General features: G+C 70.1%; 16 protein-coding genes. 13 read left to right on the top strand and 3 right to left on the bottom strand.

From position 1 onward, the window contains the following. Positions 1–96: 96 nt before the first annotated feature. From mnmA to secA, 9 genes are all read left to right on the top strand, one after another. Positions 97–1,251 carry a tRNA 2-thiouridine(34) synthase MnmA gene (gene mnmA, locus B3I25_RS07420; RefSeq protein ID WP_064845802.1) on the top strand — a complete coding sequence of 385 codons (1,155 nt, stop codon included), beginning with the start codon at positions 97–99 and terminating at the stop codon, positions 1,249–1,251. Positions 1,252–1,318: 67 nt separating this feature from the next. Then, positions 1,319–1,705 carry a chorismate mutase gene (locus B3I25_RS07415; RefSeq protein ID WP_064845803.1) on the top strand — a complete coding sequence of 129 codons (387 nt, stop codon included), beginning with the start codon at positions 1,319–1,321 and terminating at the stop codon, positions 1,703–1,705. Further along, a complete protein-coding gene (locus B3I25_RS07410) occupies positions 1,702–2,712 on the top strand; it encodes a hypothetical protein (protein WP_286738463.1) in 1,011 nt (336 codons plus the stop codon). The genes B3I25_RS07415 and B3I25_RS07410 overlap by 4 nt, the downstream gene beginning before the upstream one ends. A gap of 85 nt (positions 2,713–2,797) precedes the next feature. Continuing rightward, complete coding sequence (gene mtrA / locus B3I25_RS07405; RefSeq protein ID WP_286738462.1) at positions 2,798–3,484, top strand: MtrAB system response regulator MtrA; 687 nt, start codon at positions 2,798–2,800, stop codon at positions 3,482–3,484. Then, positions 3,481–5,346, top strand: coding sequence for an MtrAB system histidine kinase MtrB (gene mtrB, locus B3I25_RS07400; protein ID WP_286738461.1), 1,866 nt, complete (start codon positions 3,481–3,483; stop codon positions 5,344–5,346). Before mtrA ends, mtrB begins: the two co-directional genes overlap by 4 nt. After that, a complete protein-coding gene (locus B3I25_RS07395) occupies positions 5,343–7,133 on the top strand; it encodes an LpqB family beta-propeller domain-containing protein (RefSeq protein ID WP_231885497.1) in 1,791 nt (596 codons plus the stop codon). Before mtrB ends, B3I25_RS07395 begins: the two co-directional genes overlap by 4 nt. Positions 7,134–7,227: 94 nt before the next feature. Continuing rightward, positions 7,228–8,115 (top strand): ComF family protein, encoded by an 888-nt coding sequence (locus B3I25_RS07390; protein WP_286738460.1) that lies wholly within the window; start codon positions 7,228–7,230, stop codon positions 8,113–8,115. Between the two features lie 82 nt (positions 8,116–8,197). Then, a complete protein-coding gene (gene hpf, locus B3I25_RS07385) occupies positions 8,198–8,902 on the top strand; it encodes a ribosome hibernation-promoting factor, HPF/YfiA family (protein WP_098053974.1) in 705 nt (234 codons plus the stop codon). A gap of 267 nt (positions 8,903–9,169) precedes the next feature. Beyond that, complete coding sequence (gene secA / locus B3I25_RS07380) at positions 9,170–11,947, top strand: preprotein translocase subunit SecA (RefSeq protein WP_206478664.1); 2,778 nt, start codon at positions 9,170–9,172, stop codon at positions 11,945–11,947. A 22-nt stretch (positions 11,948–11,969) separates the two neighbouring features. Here the strand turns inward: secA and B3I25_RS07375 are convergent, their stop codons facing one another. Continuing rightward, positions 11,970–12,419, bottom strand: a complete 450-nt coding sequence (locus B3I25_RS07375; protein ID WP_131332632.1) for an Rv3235 family protein — start codon at positions 12,417–12,419, stop codon at positions 11,970–11,972. A gap of 179 nt (positions 12,420–12,598) precedes the next feature. After that, the gene (locus tag B3I25_RS07370) at positions 12,599–13,426 is read right to left on the bottom strand and encodes a LysM peptidoglycan-binding domain-containing protein (protein ID WP_286738459.1); all 828 of its coding nucleotides are present in this window, start codon (positions 13,424–13,426) and stop codon (positions 12,599–12,601) included. A gap of 178 nt (positions 13,427–13,604) precedes the next feature. Between B3I25_RS07370 and B3I25_RS07365 the strand changes: the two genes are divergently transcribed. Then, entirely contained in the window at positions 13,605–14,171 is a 567-nt protein-coding gene (locus B3I25_RS07365) for a hypothetical protein (RefSeq protein ID WP_085107607.1), read from the top strand. Positions 14,172–14,195: 24 nt separating this feature from the next. Here the strand turns inward: B3I25_RS07365 and B3I25_RS07360 are convergent, their stop codons facing one another. After that, the gene (locus B3I25_RS07360; RefSeq protein WP_085107605.1) at positions 14,196–14,411 is read right to left on the bottom strand and encodes a helix-turn-helix domain-containing protein; all 216 of its coding nucleotides are present in this window, start codon (positions 14,409–14,411) and stop codon (positions 14,196–14,198) included. Positions 14,412–14,638: 227 nt separating this feature from the next. Here B3I25_RS07360 and B3I25_RS07355 point away from each other — a divergent pair, with 227 nt between their 5' ends. Genes B3I25_RS07355 through B3I25_RS07345 form a run of 3 tightly spaced genes read left to right on the top strand, consistent with a single transcriptional unit; the run spans position 14,639 to position 18,522 of the window. Next, on the top strand, positions 14,639–15,301 hold the full coding sequence (locus B3I25_RS07355) for an SAF domain-containing protein (protein WP_131332634.1): 663 nt from the start codon (positions 14,639–14,641) through the stop codon (positions 15,299–15,301). Then, the gene (locus B3I25_RS07350) at positions 15,298–16,917 is read left to right on the top strand and encodes an AAA family ATPase (protein WP_286738458.1); all 1,620 of its coding nucleotides are present in this window, start codon (positions 15,298–15,300) and stop codon (positions 16,915–16,917) included. The genes B3I25_RS07355 and B3I25_RS07350 overlap by 4 nt, the downstream gene beginning before the upstream one ends. A 21-nt stretch (positions 16,918–16,938) precedes the next feature. Continuing rightward, positions 16,939–18,522, top strand: coding sequence for a sensor histidine kinase (locus tag B3I25_RS07345; protein ID WP_206398944.1), 1,584 nt, complete (start codon positions 16,939–16,941; stop codon positions 18,520–18,522). The last annotated feature ends 17 nt before the right edge of the window (positions 18,523–18,539 follow it).

Raw genomic sequence — 18,539 nt, 5'->3', positions numbered from 1 at the left:
ACTGCGGCGCCGTCGGGAATAGCCCCGGCGGCGCGCTGGTTGTTAAACCGGTTCGACCCACAATTTTCGACCCTCGACGGACCTGGAGGAATTGACGTGCGTGTTCTGGCAGCGATGAGCGGAGGTGTGGACTCGGCGGTGGCCGCGGCGCGCGCCGTGGACGCGGGGCACGACGTCACGGGCGTGCACCTGGCGCTGTCCCGCACCCCGGGCACGCTGCGCACGGGCGCGCGGGGGTGTTGCACGATCGAGGACTCCCGGGATGCGTGGCGCGCGGCCGAGAAGCTCGGGATCCCGTACTACGTGTGGGACTTCTCCGAACGGTTCCAGGCGGACGTCGTGGACGACTTCGTGGCCGAGTACGCTGCGGGGCGTACCCCCAACCCGTGCATGCGCTGCAACGAGAAGATCAAGTTCGCGGCCCTGCTCGAGAAAGCGCTCGCCCTGGGGTTCGACGCCGTGTGCACGGGCCACTACGCCAAGGTCGTGACGGATGCGGACGGGCACAAGGAACTGCACCGCGCGGCCGATTGGGCCAAGGACCAGTCCTACGTGCTGGGCGTGCTCACCGCCGAGCAGCTCGAGCACGCGATCTTCCCCCTGGCCGAGACCCCGTCCAAGGCGCAGGTGCGCGCCGAGGCTGAGGAGCGCGGGCTGTCCGTGGCCAAGAAGCCCGATTCGCACGACATCTGCTTCATCCCGGACGGGGACACCCGCGGGTGGCTCGAGGACCACATGGAGCTCGCCCCCGGGAGGATCGTGGACACCCAGGGCACCGAACTCGGTGAGCACCGCGGCGCGCACGCCTACACGGTGGGTCAGCGCCGGGGTCTGCACATCGGCCGGCCCGCCCCGGACGGCAAGCCCCGCTTCGTCCTGGAGATCCGGCCCAAGACCAACGAGGTGGTGGTGGGGCCGGAGGCCCTGCTGTCGATCGACGTCATGGAGGGCATCCGCCCGTCGTGGGCTGGGCTCCCGCCCCGCGAGGTCGCGGCGATGGCCGAGGACGTGGACGGTCGCTCCGATGAGTTCCCCGTGACGGTCCAGGTGCGCGCCCACGGCGATCCCGCGCCGGCGCGCGCGTGGCTCACCCGGCAGGACGGGCAGCAGCGGTTGTCCGTGCGCCTCGACGAGCCCCAGCGCGGTGTGGCCCCCGGGCAGACCATGGTGCTCTACCAGGGCACCCGTGTGCTGGGCCAGGCCACCATCGACGCCGCCTTCGCCGATCGCGCGGCCGCGGCCGCGTCCTGAGCCCCACGTGGGGCGGCATGACCGCCACACGACCGGGCGCCGGGCGCGCCACTATTACAGTGGACGCATGAGTGCAGTCACCGACCCCGCCGACCACGCGCCCGTCGACTCATCGGGAGCCGATTCACCGGGCACCGACCGTCCCGCGGACAGCGCGTTGACGCGCTTGGAAGCCATTCGCGGCACGATCGACAACATCGACGCCGCACTCGTGCACCTGCTCGCCGAACGCTTCAAGGCGACCCAACAGGTGGGCAAGCTCAAGGCGGAGAACGACCTCCCGCCCTCGGACCCCGAACGCGAGAAGACGCAAATCCACCGGTTGCGCCGACTTGCGGAGGCCGCACACCTGGATCCCGAGTTCGCGGAGAAGTTCCTGAACTTCATCATCAGCGAGGTCATCCGCCACCACGAGGCCATTTCCGAAAACCACCAGCGCAGCACCGACGCATGAGCGAAGCAGTCACCGCGACCCTCACCCGTTCCCTGCGTGGCACGGACCCCCTCGAGACGTTCACCGTGCTGCGCGGCGAGCTGGGCGCACCGCACCTGGCCACCGTGCCGCTGCTGCCGGAACGGGGTCCGCACGCCGAGCTCGCGGCCCGCACGTGCGCCGTGCTCGATTCCCTCTACGCGGACCGGCAGCCCCACGGGTGGCGGATCAGCGGTGTCCCCGGCGACGACTCCCGCCGTGCACGCCGGCAACTGGAGAGCGACCTCAACGTGGTCGCGGACGTCCTGGGCGCCGAATCCGGCGCGGACACCGGACCGATCGCCTTCTCGCTGCTCGGCCCGGTCTCCCTCGCGGCGACCGTCCACGTGCACAACGGGGAGAAGCTGCAGTCGGATCCCGGCGCTCGCCGTGATCTCGCGCAGTCGTGGTGCTTGGGCGTCGCGGACCTCGTGGCCGTGCTGCGGCGCAACACGGACGGGCGCCGCGTCGTGCTGGTGCTCGAGGAACCCGAGCTGGAACGCGTGGTGACCGGGCGCATCCCGACCGCGAGCGGCTACCGCACCCTGCGTGCGCTGCCGCGCCAGGAACTGCGCGCCACGCTCTCGGACGCCGTGGCCGCGTGCCGTGCGGCGGGGGCGGAGACCGTGGTCCTGGACGCGGGCGCCGTCGGGATCGACTGGACCCCGCGGGTCGGCGCGGACGCCGCCGTGCTTGGTCTGCCGGACGGGCCCACCGAGCAGTGGGAGCCCCTCGCGGCCCTGCACGAGGCGGGGGTGCGGTTGTGTTTCGACACCGTCCCTGTGGCCGGGCGCACGCCCGTGTCCGAGCTCGTGCGGCGCGTGCTGGGCCCGTGGCGTGAGCTGGGCATGGATCCGGCGGCGTTGCTGGGAACCGTGCTGGCGCCGTCGGCGCGGATCAGCGAGCTCACCCCGCCGCACCTGCCGGACGCCCTGCGGCGGGTGACGCACCTGGGCGGCGCGCTCACCGAGGCGTGCAACGAGGGTTGAGCCCGGCCAGGCCGTAGAATCGAGGGCGTACACGGACGCCGATCCCGGCCGCTCCGGGTGTCAGGGACGAGCGCGAAAGCGGGCCATGAAAGCAAGAATCCTGGTGGTGGACGACGACGCCGCGTTGTCCGAAATGATCGGCATCATCCTCGCGTCCGAGGACTTCGAGCCCGTCTACTGCTACGACGGCGCCGGCGCCCGGGACGTGTTCCGCGCCTCCGAACCGGACCTCATCCTCCTGGACATCATGCTCCCCGGCATGGACGGGATCCAGGTGTGCCAGCAGATCCGCGCCGAGTCGGACATCCCGATCGTGATGCTCACCGCCAAGTCCGACACCGCGGACGTGGTGCGCGGGCTCGAGGCCGGCGCGGACGACTACGTCCCCAAGCCCTTCAAACCCGCCGAGCTCGTGGCCCGCGTCAAGGCGCGTCTGCGCCCTATGGACCGCGGGGCCACCCAGGAGATCACGCTCGGGGACATCGTGATCGACGTGACCGGGCACAGCGTGACCCGGGCCGGGCAGGAGATTTTCCTGACCCCGCTGGAGTTCGACCTGCTCGCGACCCTGGCGCGCTCGCCGCACCAGGTGTTCAGCCGGGACGAGCTGCTGCGTGACGTGTGGGGCTACCCCCACGCCGCGGACAACCGCCTGGTCAACGTGCACGTGCAGCGGTTGCGCTCCAAGGTGGAACGCGATCCGGAGAACCCGGAGGTGGTCCTCACGGTGCGCGGGATCGGCTACAAAGCCGGGGGACACGCGCATAAATGACGTCCGCCCCGGCGCGACCCGTGGCGCACAGCCCCGCCGAGCGGTGTCCCCCCAAACGCTTCCGCAGGATCCGGCTGGGTCGGCGCATGCTCATCCGCCGCTGGCGGCAGTCCCTGCAGTTTCGCGCGATCGCCGTGGCGCTCACGCTCACGTCCGTGGCGTTCCTCGCCACGGGTAGCTTTCTGTCCCACCAGATCGCGGACCGGTTGTTCACCGACCGCCTGGACCAGGTGCTCGAGGAGGCCCGCAGCGACATCCGCACCGCCCAAGCGAGCTTCGACGCCTCGGGCGCCTCCGACCGCACCGAGGTCCAGGCGCTGATCAACTCCACGCTGGGCGGGCTGAGCCAGGACACGAGCACCACCGACCACCGCTGGATCCTGATCCCCCTGGACCAGGGCGCGGGGCAGTTGTTCGTGGGCGTGCAGACCGAGAGCGCGTGGATGACCTCCGCCACCGTGCCCCAACAACTGCAACGGCGCGTGGCCAATGGGGACGGCACGTACTGGCAACCGGCCTCGGTCCGTATGGCGGAGAACGAGCCGGAGAAACCGGTCATCGTGATCGGGGACGTAGTCCAGCTCAACCAGAACTCTCGCTACGGGTTGTACTTCGTCTACGATTTCTCGGACCCGCAGGCTACCCTGGACTCGATCCACGCGGTGCTGTTGCTGTCCATGGTCGCGCTGTTGCTGCTCGTGGGAACCATCGTGTGGTACGTGACCCGGGAAGTGGTGCGCCCGGTCTCGAGTACGGCGCGCGTGTCGCAGCGGTTGTCCGAGGGTGATCTGGACGTGCGCATGGAGGTCCACGGCAGCAACGAGGCCGCCCGGTTGAGCCGTTCGTTCAACCGCATGGCGGATTCCATCCAGGGGCAGATCACCCAGCTCGAACAACTCTCGTCCATGCAGCAGACCTTCGTCTCGGACGTCTCCCACGAGCTGCGCACGCCCTTGACCACTGTGAAGATGGCCGCGGAGGTGCTCTACAATGCACGCGAGGACTTCGATCCCGTCAACCGGCGTTCCGCCGAGCTGCTGCACAACCAGGTGGACCGCTTCGACTCGTTGCTCTCGGACCTGCTCGAGATTTCACGGTTCGACGCCGGCGCGGCCCGCCTGGACATGGCGTCCACGGACATCTTCACCGTTATCTACGACGTCGTGGAGGCGTGCGCGCCGCTCGTGCTCGAATCCGGTTCGGAGCTCACGGTGCGGTCCACCCTGACCCGCTGCGTGGTGCAGATGGACCAGCGGCGGATCGACCGGATCCTGCGCAATCTCGTGACCAACGCGCTCGAGCACGGGGAGAGCAAGCCCGTGGACATCTACGTGGGCGCCAACGAGAACTGTGTGTCCGTGGCGGTGCGCGACCACGGCATCGGGATGACCGAGGAGCAGACGACCAAGGTCTTCAACCGGTTCTGGCGTGGGGATCCCGCGCGCGCTCGCACGGTGGGCGGTACGGGCCTGGGGCTCGCGATCGCCACGGAGGACACGCGGTTGCATGGGGGCGCGCTCACGGTGTGGGCCGAACCCGACAATGGCGCGTGCTTCCGGCTCACCCTGCCCCTGCTGCGGAACCAGGTGCTGGATCCAGAGCAGCCCAATCCGCTGCCCATGCCACCCGTGGAACAGCACAGCGAATCCACCGCTCGGGTCACCGACACCGGTTCGTTGCAGCTCACTGCCCCGGCCGTGCGCCCGAGCGAGGACCGGGACACGGGCCAGCTGCTCATGGACTTTTCGGACGCCGACGTGGCCGCCGGGGAGCCAGCCGCGACGACGGATGCGAACGCCTCGGCACAAGAGCGCACGGGCTCGAGCGCCTCGCGACACCGTGATCGGACGGAGGAGTCATGAATCCCGCAGACCACGATCGGACCCGTGATCGGGCGGATGCCATCCGGGCCGTCGGGGACGCGCGCCGGGTGAGCGACGTCGTGTTCGGGACCACGCGGCGTCGGGCGCGGTACACGGGCCTGGCGTGCGCGATGGTTCTGGGCCTGACCCTCTCCGCGTGCGGGGCCATGCCGCGCTCCGGGCCCGTGCACAAGGTGATCGAGCCTACGGAGCAGACCCAGCAGTCCGCGATGCCCTTCAATCCCCAGGGGCCCCGGGTGGGGGCCACGGCCCAGGAGATTGTGGAGGGGTTCCTGGCCGCCGGGGTGGGCGCGCAGGACGACTACTCCGTGGCCCGCCAGTACCTCACACCGCAGCTCGCCGCGACCTGGAAGCCGGATACCCGCGTGCTCATCCACTCGGGGGAGCCCACCACGGTGCCGCGGCTCAACGACGGCGAATTCCGCACGAGCATGGAGGTCAGCGGGGAGCTCAGTGCCAGCGGCGTGCTCGCCAAGCAGCCCTCGGGCAGCACGCGCGTCCTGGATTTCGTGCTCACCTCGGTGGACGGGCAGTGGCGGATCTCCCGGGCGCCCGACGGCGTGGTGGTCCCGCAAGCGGACTTCGAGAAGATCTTTTCGCCCACCAACCTCTACTTCTACTCGGCTCAGGACAGCAAGTACCTCGTTCCGGATCCGCGGTGGTTCGCGACCCGCTCCACGACCTCCACGGCGGCGGTGCGCGCGCTCATGCGCGGGCCCGCCGCGTATCTGGGCAATGCCGTGACCAGTGCGATCCCGCAGGGTACCGCGCTGTCCCGTTCGGCCGTGCCGGTGTCCGGGGGGACCGCGGCGGTGGACCTCACGCTCGCGAGCTTCGACCCCGCGGAGGTGAACCAGGCACGCCGGATGGAACAACAGCTGCGGGCCACCCTGCGCACCATCCCGAACGTGGACGACGTCGAACTGCGGATCAACGACGCCCCGGTGGACACCTCCGGCGGCAGCGACAACGACCCGATCCAGACCGTGACCGTCCCCAACCGGCAAATCGGGGTCTCCGACAACAAGCTCGCGTTCTACCAGGGCGGCCAGACCGAACTGATCCCGGACCTCACGGTGCCAGAGGGCGTCACGCTCAGCAAACCGGGAATGGGCGTGGAGGCCGGGGCCTTCGGGTTTGTGGACAGCGCCGGTTCCACGGTCTACACCGTGTCCCCCGGACAGCAACCCCGGCAGCGGTGGTCCGGGTACAAGCCCACCCGGCCGAGTTTCGACAACCTGGGGTGGGTGTGGGGCGCGGACCGCTCCGGGACCGTCCGGGTCGTGCGGGCGTCGTCGGAGGGGCAGGGTGACACCGTGTCCGCCTCGTGGCTCGACGACCAGCACGTGGCGTCCCTGCGGATCTCCCGCGAGGGCAGCCGGGCGCTCGTGGTCACGACCGACGCCGCCGCGACGCGTTCCACCGTGTGGATCGCGGGCGTGGTGCGGGACGCCTCCGGCAGACCCACCGAACTCGCGAAGGGCAATGCCGTGGCCACGGGCGTGGACGTGGACACCGCCCAGTGGATCGGCCCGGACGAGTTCGTGTCCAGTGCCCTGGACCAGGACACCAACGCGCAGCCCCGCCGGTACACGATCGCGGGCAAGGTGGACGAGCTGCCTGCCCTGACCGGGGTGACCTCCCTGGCCGGGGGCAACGGGTCCGCCGCGGTGTACGGCGCCTCGGACGGGCGGCTCTACATGCTCACGGGCAGTTCCTGGGCGCTGCAGAGTGAAGAGGTCACGGACACCGCATTCGCGGGGTGAGCACCCGTTCCTGAGTGGGTGCGCCGTGCGCTGCGCGCTGCACATGTCTGCCGTACCGGGGACGGACACCGTCCGCGCACCGTGAACTGGTGCCATGACCCGCTCCCGCCCCGTCGTTCCGTACCGCTCCTCGGCGGTGCCTCGTTCCGCGCTGTACGACGCCGCTCCGGGCAGTGGCACCGTCGGCGCACCGTGGCGTCGCCCGTCGGTTCTCGCGCGGTGGGACCGTCGGGCCGCGGTCGTCAGCGGGTGGTGCACGCAGGCCCTGGACCTGGTGTTACCGGTGTCGTGCGCGGTGTGTGCCGCCCCGGGCGCCATACTGTGCCGTGCGTGTCGGATCGTGCTGCGCCGCGCCACGGCCCGGCCGCACCTGGTGACACCCCCGGCGGCGCTCGCCGCGTCCGGTGTGCGGGTCGTCGTCGCGGGGGAGTACGAGCACGAACTCGCCTCGTGCGTGCTGTCCTTCAAGAACGGCGGCCGTACCGACCTCGCTCCCGTACTCTCCGCCGTGCTCTCGGCAGCCCTGGCGACCGTGGCGCGCGAGCTCGACGACGACAGGCCCACCCTGTACTTGGTGCCGGTGCCCACGAGCGCCCGCGCGCGGCGGCGTCGATGGTTCGATCCGGTCGCCACCCTGCTGCGCGGCGCGGCCCTGCCCCCGCGGTCGCACATCGCACCCGCCCTCACGCACCGCGCGGTGGCCGGGAGCGGCACCCAGAAGGGCCGCGGGAGGATCCAGCGCACCCGGGCGCTACGCGGGAGCCTGCGCGCCCGGGACATGTCGGGACTCACGTGCGTGGTCGTGGACGACGTGCTCACCACGGGCGCCACGGCCGCCGAGGCCGTCCGCGCCCTGACCGCGGCCGGGGCCAGGGTACCCGCGGTCGTGACCCTCGCGGGGGTGCGCGTAGGGCGTTCACCGGGGGAGAACGCAGGATCATCGGATGTCGTCATCCATGAATTTCCCCGTTGTTTCCTCTAGCGTTAGATCACGGGAAGCATTGAAGGTGTCCCGTGTGGGAGAGCAGCACATCCCGCGTCATCCCCAAGATGTGGAGGGTCTCATGGAACTGAACATCCTAGGCCGCAACGTCACCCTGCCGGACCGATTCAAGGAATACGTCGAGGAGAAGAGCGAGCGCTTCCAACAGCTCGGCGACAAGGTCCAATCCATCGAGGTCAAGGTCACCAAGGAACACGCCGCCTCCGGCCACCAGGGCATGCGGGTGGAGATCACCGTTGTGGGGCGCGGGCCCCTGGTGCGCGCCGAATCGCGCAACGACGACAAGTTCGCGGCGTTCGACGAGGCCTACGCCAAGCTCGTGGAGCGGTTGCGTCGGGCGCGTGACCGCCGTAAGGTCCACCGCACCGGGCACCAGAGGCCCATCGCCGTGCACGAGGCCACGGGATCGCTGCCCGTGGACCCTTCGGGACCGACTCCCACGTATGCCAGCCAGGAAGAACTCGCGGCGGCCGAGGACGAGGCCTTCAGCACCGATTACCCCCTGAGCGACCCCCCTACCCCCGTGGAGATCCGGCGCAAGCGCTTCCCCGCCCACGAGATCACCGTGGACGAGGCCGTGGACCGGATGGAGCTCGTGGGTCACGACTTCTTCCTGTTCGTGGACAAGGAGACCCAGGAACCCTCCGCCGTGTACCGCCGTAAGGGGTGGGAGTACGGGGTGATCAGTCTCAGCAATGACGGACGCTCCGGGGAAGAGAAGGCGCGGGCCTACCAGCCAGACACCGCGAACTCAGAGGCCTCCTGAGTATTCACAGCACCGCACCGAGGACGGGCCCGCGACCGCGTCGCGGGCCCGTCCCGTGCCCGGCGAGCGGGTAGCGGGAACCTGGTCGTTGCCCGTCCCGCGCCTGCCGAGTGGGCATCGGGGATTCGGTGGCTACCCGTCCGGGGGCCACCCGGTGCCCGGCGCGATGGCACGCGGCCGGCGTCCAGCCTGGCTCACGTACACTGTTCGGCGGTGCACCCAATGTCCTGCCGGTGCCCACCATTGATCTCGGAGGAGCGAACACACGTGGCGTCATTCCTGGAAAAGGTTCTTCGCACTGGGGACAAGCGGGTCCTGAAGCGGCTGAGGACTTACGCCGACGCCGTCAACAGCCTCGAGGACAGTTTCAAGGAACTCTCCGACGCCGAGCTGCGCGCCGAGACCGACTCGTTCCGGGAGCGCATCGAGGGCGGCGAATCCCTGGACCGGCTTCTTCCCGAGGCGTTCGCGGCCGTGCGGGAAGCGGCGTCCCGCACCCTAGGTCAGCGTCACTTCGACGTCCAGATCATGGGCGGTGCCGCTCTGCACCTGGGTTACATCGCGGAGATGAAGACCGGTGAGGGCAAGACCCTGGTGGCCACGGCGCCGGCCTACCTCAACGCGCTCGCGGGCAAGGGCGTGCACGTGGTCACGGTCAACGACTACCTCGCCGAGTACCAAGCCAACCTCATGGGCCGTGTCTACCGTTTCCTGGGGTTGGAGACCGGCGTGATCCTGAGCGGTCAGGACCCTGCGACCCGGCGTGAGCAGTACGCCGCGGACATCACCTACGGCACGAACAACGAGTTCGGCTTCGACTACCTCCGGGACAACATGGCCTGGTCCAAGGAGGAGCTCGTCCAGCGTGGGCACAACTTCGCGATCGTGGACGAAGTGGACTCCATCCTCATCGACGAGGCGCGGACCCCGCTCATCATCTCCGGACCGGCCTCCGGGGAAGCCAACCGGTGGTACCGCGAGTTCGCGACCATCGTGCAGAAGCTCGACCCGGAGACCGACTACGAGGTCGACGAGAAGAAACGCACCGTGGGCGTGCTCGAACCGGGGATCGAGAAGATCGAGGACTGGCTCGGCATCGACAACCTCTACGAGTCGCAGAACACCCCGCTGATCGGGTTCCTCAACAACGCGATCAAGGCCAAGGAACTGTTCCGCGCGAACAAGGACTACATCGTCGCGGGTGGCGAGGTGAAGATCGTGGACGAGCACACCGGCCGAGTGCTGTCCGGGCGGCGCTACAACGAGGGCGTCCACCAGGCCATCGAGGCCAAAGAGGGCGTGGAGATCAAGCCCGAGAACCAGACAATGGCCACCATCACACTGCAGAACTACTTCCGTCTGTACGACAAGCTCTCGGGCATGACGGGTACGGCCCAGACCGAGGCGGCCGAGTTCATGAACACGTACGAGATTGGCGTCGTGGCCATCCCGCCGCACCGCGGCATCGCCCGCGAGGACAAGCGGGACGTGGTCTACAAGAACGAGGCCACCAAGTACGCCGCCGTGGTGCGGGATATCGAGGATCGCCACGAGAAGGGCCAGCCAGTCCTCGTGGGCACTGCGTCCGTGGAGAAGTCGGAGTACCTCTCCCGTCTGCTGGCCAAGCGCGGTGTGCGCCACGAGGTGCTCAACGCCAAGAACCACGCGCGTGAGGCCGCGATCGTGGCACAGGCCGGCCGTAAGGGCGCGGTCACCGTGGCCACCAACATGGCCGGTCGAGGCACCGACATCATGCTGGGCGGTAACGCCGAGTTCAACGCCGTGGAGAAAATGGCCGAACTCGGCCTGGACCCCGAACGCGATGCCGAGAAGTACGAGGCGCGGTGGCCCGACGTCCTCGCGGAATGCGAGGCCTCGACCAAGACGGAACACGAGGAGGTCCTCGAATCCGGGGGGCTCTACGTCCTGGGCACGGAGCGCCACGAGTCCCGCCGGATCGACAACCAGTTGCGCGGGCGGTCCGGTCGTCAGGGGGACCCGGGGGAATCCCGGTTCTACCTGTCCCTGTCGGACGACCTCATGCGCCTGTTCAACCCCGGTGCGGCGCAGCGCCTCATGGCGATCGCCCCGGACGACGTCCCCGTGACGGGTCGTTTGATCACCTCCGGTATCGCCAACGCGCAGAACCAGGTGGAGGGGCGCAACGCCGAGCAGCGCAAGAACGTGCTCAAGTACGACGACGTCCTGAACCGCCAGCGCGCCGTGATCTACCGGGATCGCAAGCGGATCCTCATGGGCGACGACATCGAAGATCAGATCCGGCAGTTCACGGACGAGGTCATCACGTCGGTGATCACGGAGCACACCGGGACGGGTCACCCCGAGGACTGGGACCTGGACGCGCTGTGGACCGCGCTGCGGGCCATCTACCCCGTCTCCCTGACCCGCGACGAGGTCCTCGAGGAAGCGGGCGGCCGCCCGCGGTTGACCTCGGACTTCCTCCAGGAGCAGATCCTCTCGGACGCCGCGGTCACCTATAAGGAACGCGAGGACGAACTCGGTTCCAAGGCCATGCGCAACCTCGAGCGCCGGGTCCTGCTCTCGGTGATCGGGCAGCGCTGGCCCGAGCACCTCTACGAGATGGACTACCTCAAGGAGGGGATCGGGCTGCGCGCCATGGCCCAGCGCGATCCGCTCGTGGAGTACCAGCGCGAGGGCCACGCCATGTTCCAGGAGATGATGGCCGCCATCCGCGAGCAGACCGTGGTGACGCTGTTCAACCTGGAGGTCCGCAAGCAGCGCACCGGCGCGGACGGTGGTGCCGTGGAGCTCACGACGCCCCAGCGTCCCGCGTTCCTGCAGTACACCGCCCCGGACGAGGACGGCACGCCGAGCGCGGCCGTGGAGCCCGAGCCCCGGGTGTCCTCCGACGACGAGCCTGCGGCGGAGACCGAGCCGGCGACGACGAACGGGGCCTCGGATGCCGACGGTGTCACCTCCGCTGGCGAGGGGGCCAACCGCGCCCAGCGTCGGGGGAAGTCCGCCAAGGCCAGCGGCAAGGCGAAGCGGGGCAAGCGGCGCTGAGGCCCGGCTGGACCCGGCGAGATCACCCGACCTCCAGATGGGTGACCCGCCACTGCCGCGCGATCCGCTCGATCCGTAACGCCACGGCGCGCGCCCGGGTGGATTCCTCCACCACGAGGGATGCCTCGTAGCACCCGGGGGCTGGGCTGCACACCCGGATCCGCCGGATCCGGGCGGCGCGGTGCACCTCGAACACGGCGCGCCGGTCCGGGCACTGTTCCTGCACGAGCTTGAGCATGGCCGCGCGCTGGGTGAAGCGTTCCACGACCTCAGGCTCCGTCCACCGGGACAGTTGGTTCGCCGGGCGGGTGCCCGCGAGGATCTCCACCGCGGCTTGCCCGATGCTGCGGGCGATCGCGCCGACCCGCTCCATCTCGTTCTTGCCCGTGAGGGCCGCCACCGTGCGGTCCTGGCGCCACGTGTAACCGCCCGCGGGAGTGCGGGGTGCTGATTCGGGGACGGCGATGCTCATGGTGTGCTCCTCGGTGACGAAGGGTGGGCCGGACGGCCCGGGGACGATGGAGAGAGGTTGTGGCCCCGCCGCGAGGCGAGTTCCCGACGGTGTTCCGGGGCCCGCGTGGGTCGCGGACGGGTCCTGAAGTGGCCGTGTTTGGAGTAATGGATCCCAGGGCGGACCTGCCTGGGGTAGACCTATCCGGTGCAGCGCTCCTCGTGCGGTGTGCCCGCCGGATCGAGCAGGTGGGGCGGAACGCGTAACTGGTCCCCGGGGCGGATCAGATCCCCCTGGTGCGCCACGGCGTTCAGCTCGAGCCACGCCGGGAGGTTGTGGCACACGGTGGCGTCCGTGGCCCCCGGCCCCAGCAATTGTTCGGTGAGGCCCCACAGGGTGTCCCCGGCCATCACGGTAAGGACGCCATTGGAGACGCGCTGCCCAGCGGGCGGGTTGGCCGGCTCGAGCATCGGGGTCGAAGCCTCCGGGGCCCGTACAGGAGCGGTCGTGGATTCGGGGGTCGCTTCCGGGCCGCTCGTCTGCGCTCCGGGTGCGGTGTCGGGAACAGCTTCCTGAACGGATTCCGGCGCGGGGGCGGAGGGCTCCGCGAGCTGCTCGGTACCGGCGGTGGCCGGGGCCCAGAAGGGGTCGAGGGCGGCGTCGTCGGCGTGGGCGGGCGCCACGACCACGAGCTGCACGCCCACGAGGGCGACCGCGGTGCGCGCGACCAGGGTGGGCGTGAGGCGCGTGGCCCACCGCTCCAGGCCGTGCCAGCGCAGTCGCCGGGCCGCCCGGGCGAGGGCGAGCATCACCAGTCCACCGACCCACCACCCGGCCACGGCGAGGCACGCACCCGCCGCGACCACCGCGACCAACAGGTCGGGGTCTTGACCGGATCCTGTGGCGCGCAGAGTCTGCGCATATCCGAGGCCCAGAACCCCCAGCGCCCCGGCCAGCACGGGGACGCCGAGCCACGCGGCGGCCAAGCGGGTGCCGGTGGAAGGTGCCGATCGATGGATCGTAGACATCTTTGCCTCCAAATAATGCTGTTTGATGCCGTTTGACATTTCTAGATCATTCAGCGGTCTCGGTCGGCTGTCAATCATCGTTGCAATTGCATTCATGTCGGCATGACATCCGACGCGGAGCCGGCCCCTGCACGCCGTAGCGTGACCTCAGGACCCCGAGACCCAAGGACGGTGGCGGATGCGCTGGGACGACCTCTTCGAGGACATGGAGGCCCAACTCGAGCAGGCCAGGGTGCGGCTCGTGGAGCAGGAGGCCGTGGAGACCGCGCGCGCGGAGCTGTCACGACTCACGCTGCTCGAGCGGCTCGCGGCACACCGCGGCGGTCCCGTGCGGCTGCGCCCAGCGCGCGGTGACACCCTGGAGGGAGAGCTCGCGGACGTGGGCTCCGGCTGGGTTGTGGTGCGCGAGCGGCACCTCCAGCACCTGGTCCCACTGCACAGCGTGGTGTGGTGGGAGGGACTACCGCGTCGCTTCGAGGTGCTCCCGGAACGTTCGACCATCCGCAGGCTCGGCATGGGCCACGTCCTGCGCGCCCTCAGCACCGCGCGCGTGCACGTGCGGGTCGTGCTGCAGGACGAATCCCGTCACGGGGAGATCGAGGGCACGGTGGACGCCGTGGGTCAGGACTTCTTCGACGTCGCGGTGCACCCGCAGGACCAGTTCCGCCGACGTAGCTCGGTCACCGCGGTGCGCACGGTGGGGTTCCATGCCGTGGCGCTGGTCTCGTCCCTCGATGCGGGGTGAGTCGCCCGGCGTCCCAAGGGTGTGTCAGTGCAGGGTGCCCTCACGCACCGCTTGCTCGGTGCGCTCGTAGCCCTGTTGGATGTACTCCTCCAGCTTGACCGTCTCCACGCGCCACTGCCCCCGGCCGCCCACCTGGATCGCGGGGAGCTCCCCCGAACGCACCATGGCACGCGCTTGCGGGACGGAGATCGAGAGGATTTCGGCGACGTCCGCGAGTGTGAGGAATCGCTGCTGGGACATTCCGGTCCATCACTTTCTTAGGTGCCGTTGCATGCTGTTTCATCGGGGTTCGCTCGTCATTGTCCCACGTGAGGGGGTAGGCGGCGGGTTATCAACAGGTCCTGGGCGGAATGAACACGTGGCCACCTCCGTCCACAGGTCGTTCGTCACACTTCCCAGCGCGGTGTGCGACGCGGCACACTCGGGTGCAGCCGGCGGGGGCCGGCGCATCACGAAAGGATGTCAGCATGGGGAGCACCGCGGCGCTCGAGCGCTCGGGACGGTCCACGGCCGCACGATTCCGCAAACCGTCCTGGCGGGATCCGCGGCTGCTCGTGGGGCTGCTGTTGGTCCTTCTCTCCGTGCTGGGGGTGATCCTGCTGGTCGCCACGGCCAACCGTACCCAGCCGTACTACGTTGCGGCCAACGACCTCTCCGTGGGGCAACGGATCTCGCGCGAGGACCTGGGCACGGTGGACGCACACCTGCAGGATTCCTCCGCGCAGTACGTCCCGGACGGGCAACTGCGGGAGAACGCGGTGGTGACCCAGCGCGTGGCGCGCGGGCAACTCGTGCCGGCTGCGGCGGTGGGCACCGCGGACGAGCTCGACCGCACACCCGTGGGGATCGCCCTGACCACCCCCATGCCGGCCCAGGCGGAGGCGGGGTCCCACGTGGACGTGTGGGTGGCCGAGCCCAAACCCACGGGGCGCGGGTACGGGGCGCCCGAGAAACTCGTCACGGGCGCGGAGATCGCGCGCGTGGACACCAAGGACACGGCGCTTGGCGGTAACGCCTCGGCCACGGTCTACGTGCTCGTCACGCAGGCCCAAGTGGGTCCGCTCGTGGATGCGCTCGGCAACGACGCCAAGGTGACCCTGGTGCTCAACACGGCGGGTTCCGGCTCGTGAGTATCTCGGTGGTGACGCTCGGGACGAGCACGTGGCCGCTCGTGGACCGGCTCGAACGCTTGCACGGGGACGTCACGGTGGTGCGGCGCTGTCTGGACCTCGCCGAGCTGCTCGCATGCGCCCACACCCGCATGGCCCACGTGGCGCTCGTCGCGGAGGGTGCCGAGGAGCTCACCGCGAGCCTGCTCGATCAACTCGAGACCGACGACCTGCGGGTCCTGGTGGTCGAGGGACACGACGAGTCCCGCGTGCAGCGTCTGGGTGTCGGCAGCGTGCCCCCGGACGCCACCGGGGAGGAGCTTGCCCGGATCATCACCCGCGCGATGCTCGGTCCCGCACGCTCGCCGTCGTCGGTGCGGGACGACGGCGCTGCGGCGCCGGGCGAACGCCCGGCACCCGAGCGTGAAGCGGCGTCGAGAGGAACGTCGTCAAAGGGAATGGCATCGAAAGCAGCGGTATCGAACAGCGCGGCGGCGACTGATGCACCCGCGGACGGGCCGGCGTCGCGCGAAGGAGCAGCCGGGCGAGCCGCGGGCCGAGCAGTCGCGAATTCCGCATCCTCCCCGGACAGCACCCATGGGGAAGGGCACATCGGCCCCGACGCCGCCGGACTCGGCTCGGGGGCTGCCGTACCCGGTGGGTCATCCGGCGATCCCGCGACGGCGCACGACCTCGATGACTCAGACGCCCTCGACCATGCCGAAGCCTGCCGGGTGATCGCCGTGTGGGGACCGATGGGAGCGCCCGGCCGCACGGTCACCTCGCTCAATCTCGCCGCCGAACTTGCCCTGCTCGGGCGGCGTGTGCTGCTCGTAGACGCGGACACCTACGCCGCCTCGGTCGCGGCGAGCCTCGGGATGCTGGACGAAGCCGCGGGGCTGGCGCAGGCGTGCCGGCTCGCCGACCAGGCGCGGCTGGACCGGGAGGGATTGGGACGCTGCGCGAGCACGGTGTCCGTCGCGGGCGCCTCGCTGGACGTCCTGACCGGGATCACCCGCTACGACCGCTGGCCCGAGATCCGGGGTTCCGCCCTGGACCTCGTGCTCGACCGTGCCCGGAAGGACTACGACACCGTGGTCGTGGACACCGCCTCCGGCCTCGAGTCCGACGAGGAGATCAGTTCCGACTTCATGGCCCCGCGGCGCAACGCCGGGACGCTGACCGCGGTCGCGGCCGCGGACGTGGTGATAGCACTCGGCGCAGCGGACACCCTCGGCGTACCGCGGCTCGTCAAGGCTCTGCCGGACCTGTTGGACGCGGCACCGGACGCGCGGATCGTCGTCGTCATGAACAAACTGCGCGCCGCCGCCACCGGTCGCTCCGCGGCCGAGTCCGTGCGGGAGGCCTGGGAGCGCTTCTCGCCCGGGCACCCCGTGGCCCACACCCTCTCGTGGGACGCCAAAGCGTGCGACGACGCCCTGCTCGCCGGTGCTGTGCTCTCGGAGACAGCGCCACGCAGCACGCTACGTCACGAGATGAGTGGGCTCGCGGAGCTCGTGCGGCGGATGCGTGAGCCCGATGCACACGAGGGCGCGGCAGAACCCGTGGGCGCGGGAGCGGGCCCGGCGGGGACTAGGCTGGGGCGTCGGATGGGCGCGTGGTTGCGCCGCGGTTGAGCATCGGAAAGCGAGCGTTCCATGGCCTTCACGGATCCGTTGCGATCTGTCCCGGACTTCGACGCCGGGGACGCCGAGTGGCTGCACCTGCTCGTGGGGGACTGGCAGATGGTCGCGGACCTGGGCTTCGGGGACCTGCTGTTGTGCTTCCCCGCGGACGTGATCCCCGCCGCCGAGAGCCCCACGGGGGATCCGATCCCGGGTGAGGGCAGCGAGTTCCTCGTCTTGGCGCACGCCCGGCCCACCACGGGACCCACCGCTTACCAGAAAGACATGGTGGGGGAGGTCGTGGGTGGCGAGGCTGCGTTCACCCTGCGCAGGGCGTGGGTGGACCGGCGGATCGAACGGGCCGGTCCGTCCGAGTGGTCGAGCCTCGCGTCGCGGTCGGTCACCCTCGTGCCGCTCGTGCGCAACAACCGCACGATCGCCGTCCTCAGTCTCACCGCGGACCCCCAGCACGACCGCTTGCCGTCCCGCATGGAACTCGTGTACCACGAGCTGGCTTCGGCCCTGCTGCGCATGGCGAACCAGGGGACGTGGCCGGATTTCGCGGTGCGCACCGATTCCCGCCGGGGCGCCCCGCGCGTGGGCGACGGCATGATGCGGCTCAACGCCGAGGGGACCGTCGAGTTCTGTTCCCCCAGCGGTCTGTCCACGTTCCGGCGGCTGGGTCTGGCGGGGGACATCACGGGGCAGAACCTGTTGCACGTGGCACGCCAGTTGCCCCTGACCGCCCCGGGCGTGGACGAGACCCTGGCGCCCGTGCTCGCGGGGACCATGCCGTGGCGCGCGGAACTGGCCACCGGCAAGGCCTCCGCCACGCTGCGTGCGATCCCGCTGCGGGAGGGCCCGGAACGCACCGGGGCGCTGTTGCTGTGCCGGGACGTCACGGAACTGCGGCGCCGCGACCTGCAGCTCGTGTCCAAGGACGCGACGATCCGGGAGATCCACCACCGGGTCAAGAACAACCTGCAGACGGTCTCCGCCCTCCTGCGCCTGCAGTCCCGGCGCATGCATTCCGACGAGGGACGCAACGGCCTGCAGCAGGCCATGCGGCGCGTGAGTGCGATCGCGCGCGTGCACGAGTCCCTGTCCCACGAGATCTCGGAGGACGTGGACTTCGACGACCTCATCCGCCACCAGGTCAAACTCGCGGTGGAGACCGCCTCCGCGGGCCAGCACGTGCGCACCCGGGTCAGCGGCCGGTTCGGGCGGTTGCCGTCCAAGAGTGCGACGTCCGTGGCCCTCGTGGTCAACGAGATCGTGGCCAACGCCGTGGAGCATGGGCTCAAGGACCGGGACGGCACCGTGGAGCTCGCGGTGACGCACCGGCAGGACGAGGTCACGGACGCGGGGGAGAGGTACCGCGTCGTCGAGATCGCGATCAACGACGACGGGCGCGGCATGGGGGACGCCGTGATCGAGGAATCCGGTGTGGACGCCTACCGCCCACCCGCGGAGGGCGAGGGACTCGGGATGCAGATCGTGCGCACGCTCGTGGCCGGTGAGCTGCAGGGCGGCATCCGGTGGCAACCCGCTGACGGGGGTGGGACGAGCGTGATCATCACCGCCCGGTTCCCGCGGGCGACGTCCGGGCGCTCCTGACACGCCCAGCCGGCCGC

Origin of the sequence: Kocuria sp. UBA1838 (assembly GCF_002338785.1) — a bacterium.
GTDB classification, from domain to species: domain Bacteria; phylum Actinomycetota; class Actinomycetes; order Actinomycetales; family Micrococcaceae; genus Kocuria; species Kocuria marina.
This window is presented reverse-complemented; position numbering and strand designations above follow the sequence as displayed.

Excerpts from the sequence above, each read along its gene's own strand:
- B3I25_RS07415 (WP_064845803.1), top strand. The coding sequence starts at position 1,319 with ATGAGTGCAGTCACCGACCCCGCCGACCACGCGCCCGTCGACTCATCG.
- B3I25_RS07410 (WP_286738463.1), top strand. The coding sequence starts at position 1,702 with ATGAGCGAAGCAGTCACCGCGACCCTCACCCGTTCCCTGCGTGGCACG.
- mtrA (WP_286738462.1), top strand. The coding sequence starts at position 2,798 with ATGAAAGCAAGAATCCTGGTGGTGGACGACGACGCCGCGTTGTCCGAA.
- mtrB (WP_286738461.1), top strand. The coding sequence starts at position 3,481 with ATGACGTCCGCCCCGGCGCGACCCGTGGCGCACAGCCCCGCCGAGCGG.
- B3I25_RS07395 (WP_231885497.1), top strand. The coding sequence starts at position 5,343 with ATGAATCCCGCAGACCACGATCGGACCCGTGATCGGGCGGATGCCATC.
- B3I25_RS07390 (WP_286738460.1), top strand. The coding sequence starts at position 7,228 with ATGACCCGCTCCCGCCCCGTCGTTCCGTACCGCTCCTCGGCGGTGCCT.
- hpf (WP_098053974.1), top strand. The coding sequence starts at position 8,198 with ATGGAACTGAACATCCTAGGCCGCAACGTCACCCTGCCGGACCGATTC.
- B3I25_RS07375 (WP_131332632.1), bottom strand. The coding sequence starts at position 12,419 with ATGAGCATCGCCGTCCCCGAATCAGCACCCCGCACTCCCGCGGGCGGT.
- B3I25_RS07370 (WP_286738459.1), bottom strand. The coding sequence starts at position 13,426 with ATGTCTACGATCCATCGATCGGCACCTTCCACCGGCACCCGCTTGGCC.
- B3I25_RS07365 (WP_085107607.1), top strand. The coding sequence starts at position 13,605 with ATGCGCTGGGACGACCTCTTCGAGGACATGGAGGCCCAACTCGAGCAG.
- B3I25_RS07360 (WP_085107605.1), bottom strand. The coding sequence starts at position 14,411 with ATGTCCCAGCAGCGATTCCTCACACTCGCGGACGTCGCCGAAATCCTC.
- B3I25_RS07355 (WP_131332634.1), top strand. The coding sequence starts at position 14,639 with ATGGGGAGCACCGCGGCGCTCGAGCGCTCGGGACGGTCCACGGCCGCA.
- B3I25_RS07345 (WP_206398944.1), top strand. The coding sequence starts at position 16,939 with ATGGCCTTCACGGATCCGTTGCGATCTGTCCCGGACTTCGACGCCGGG.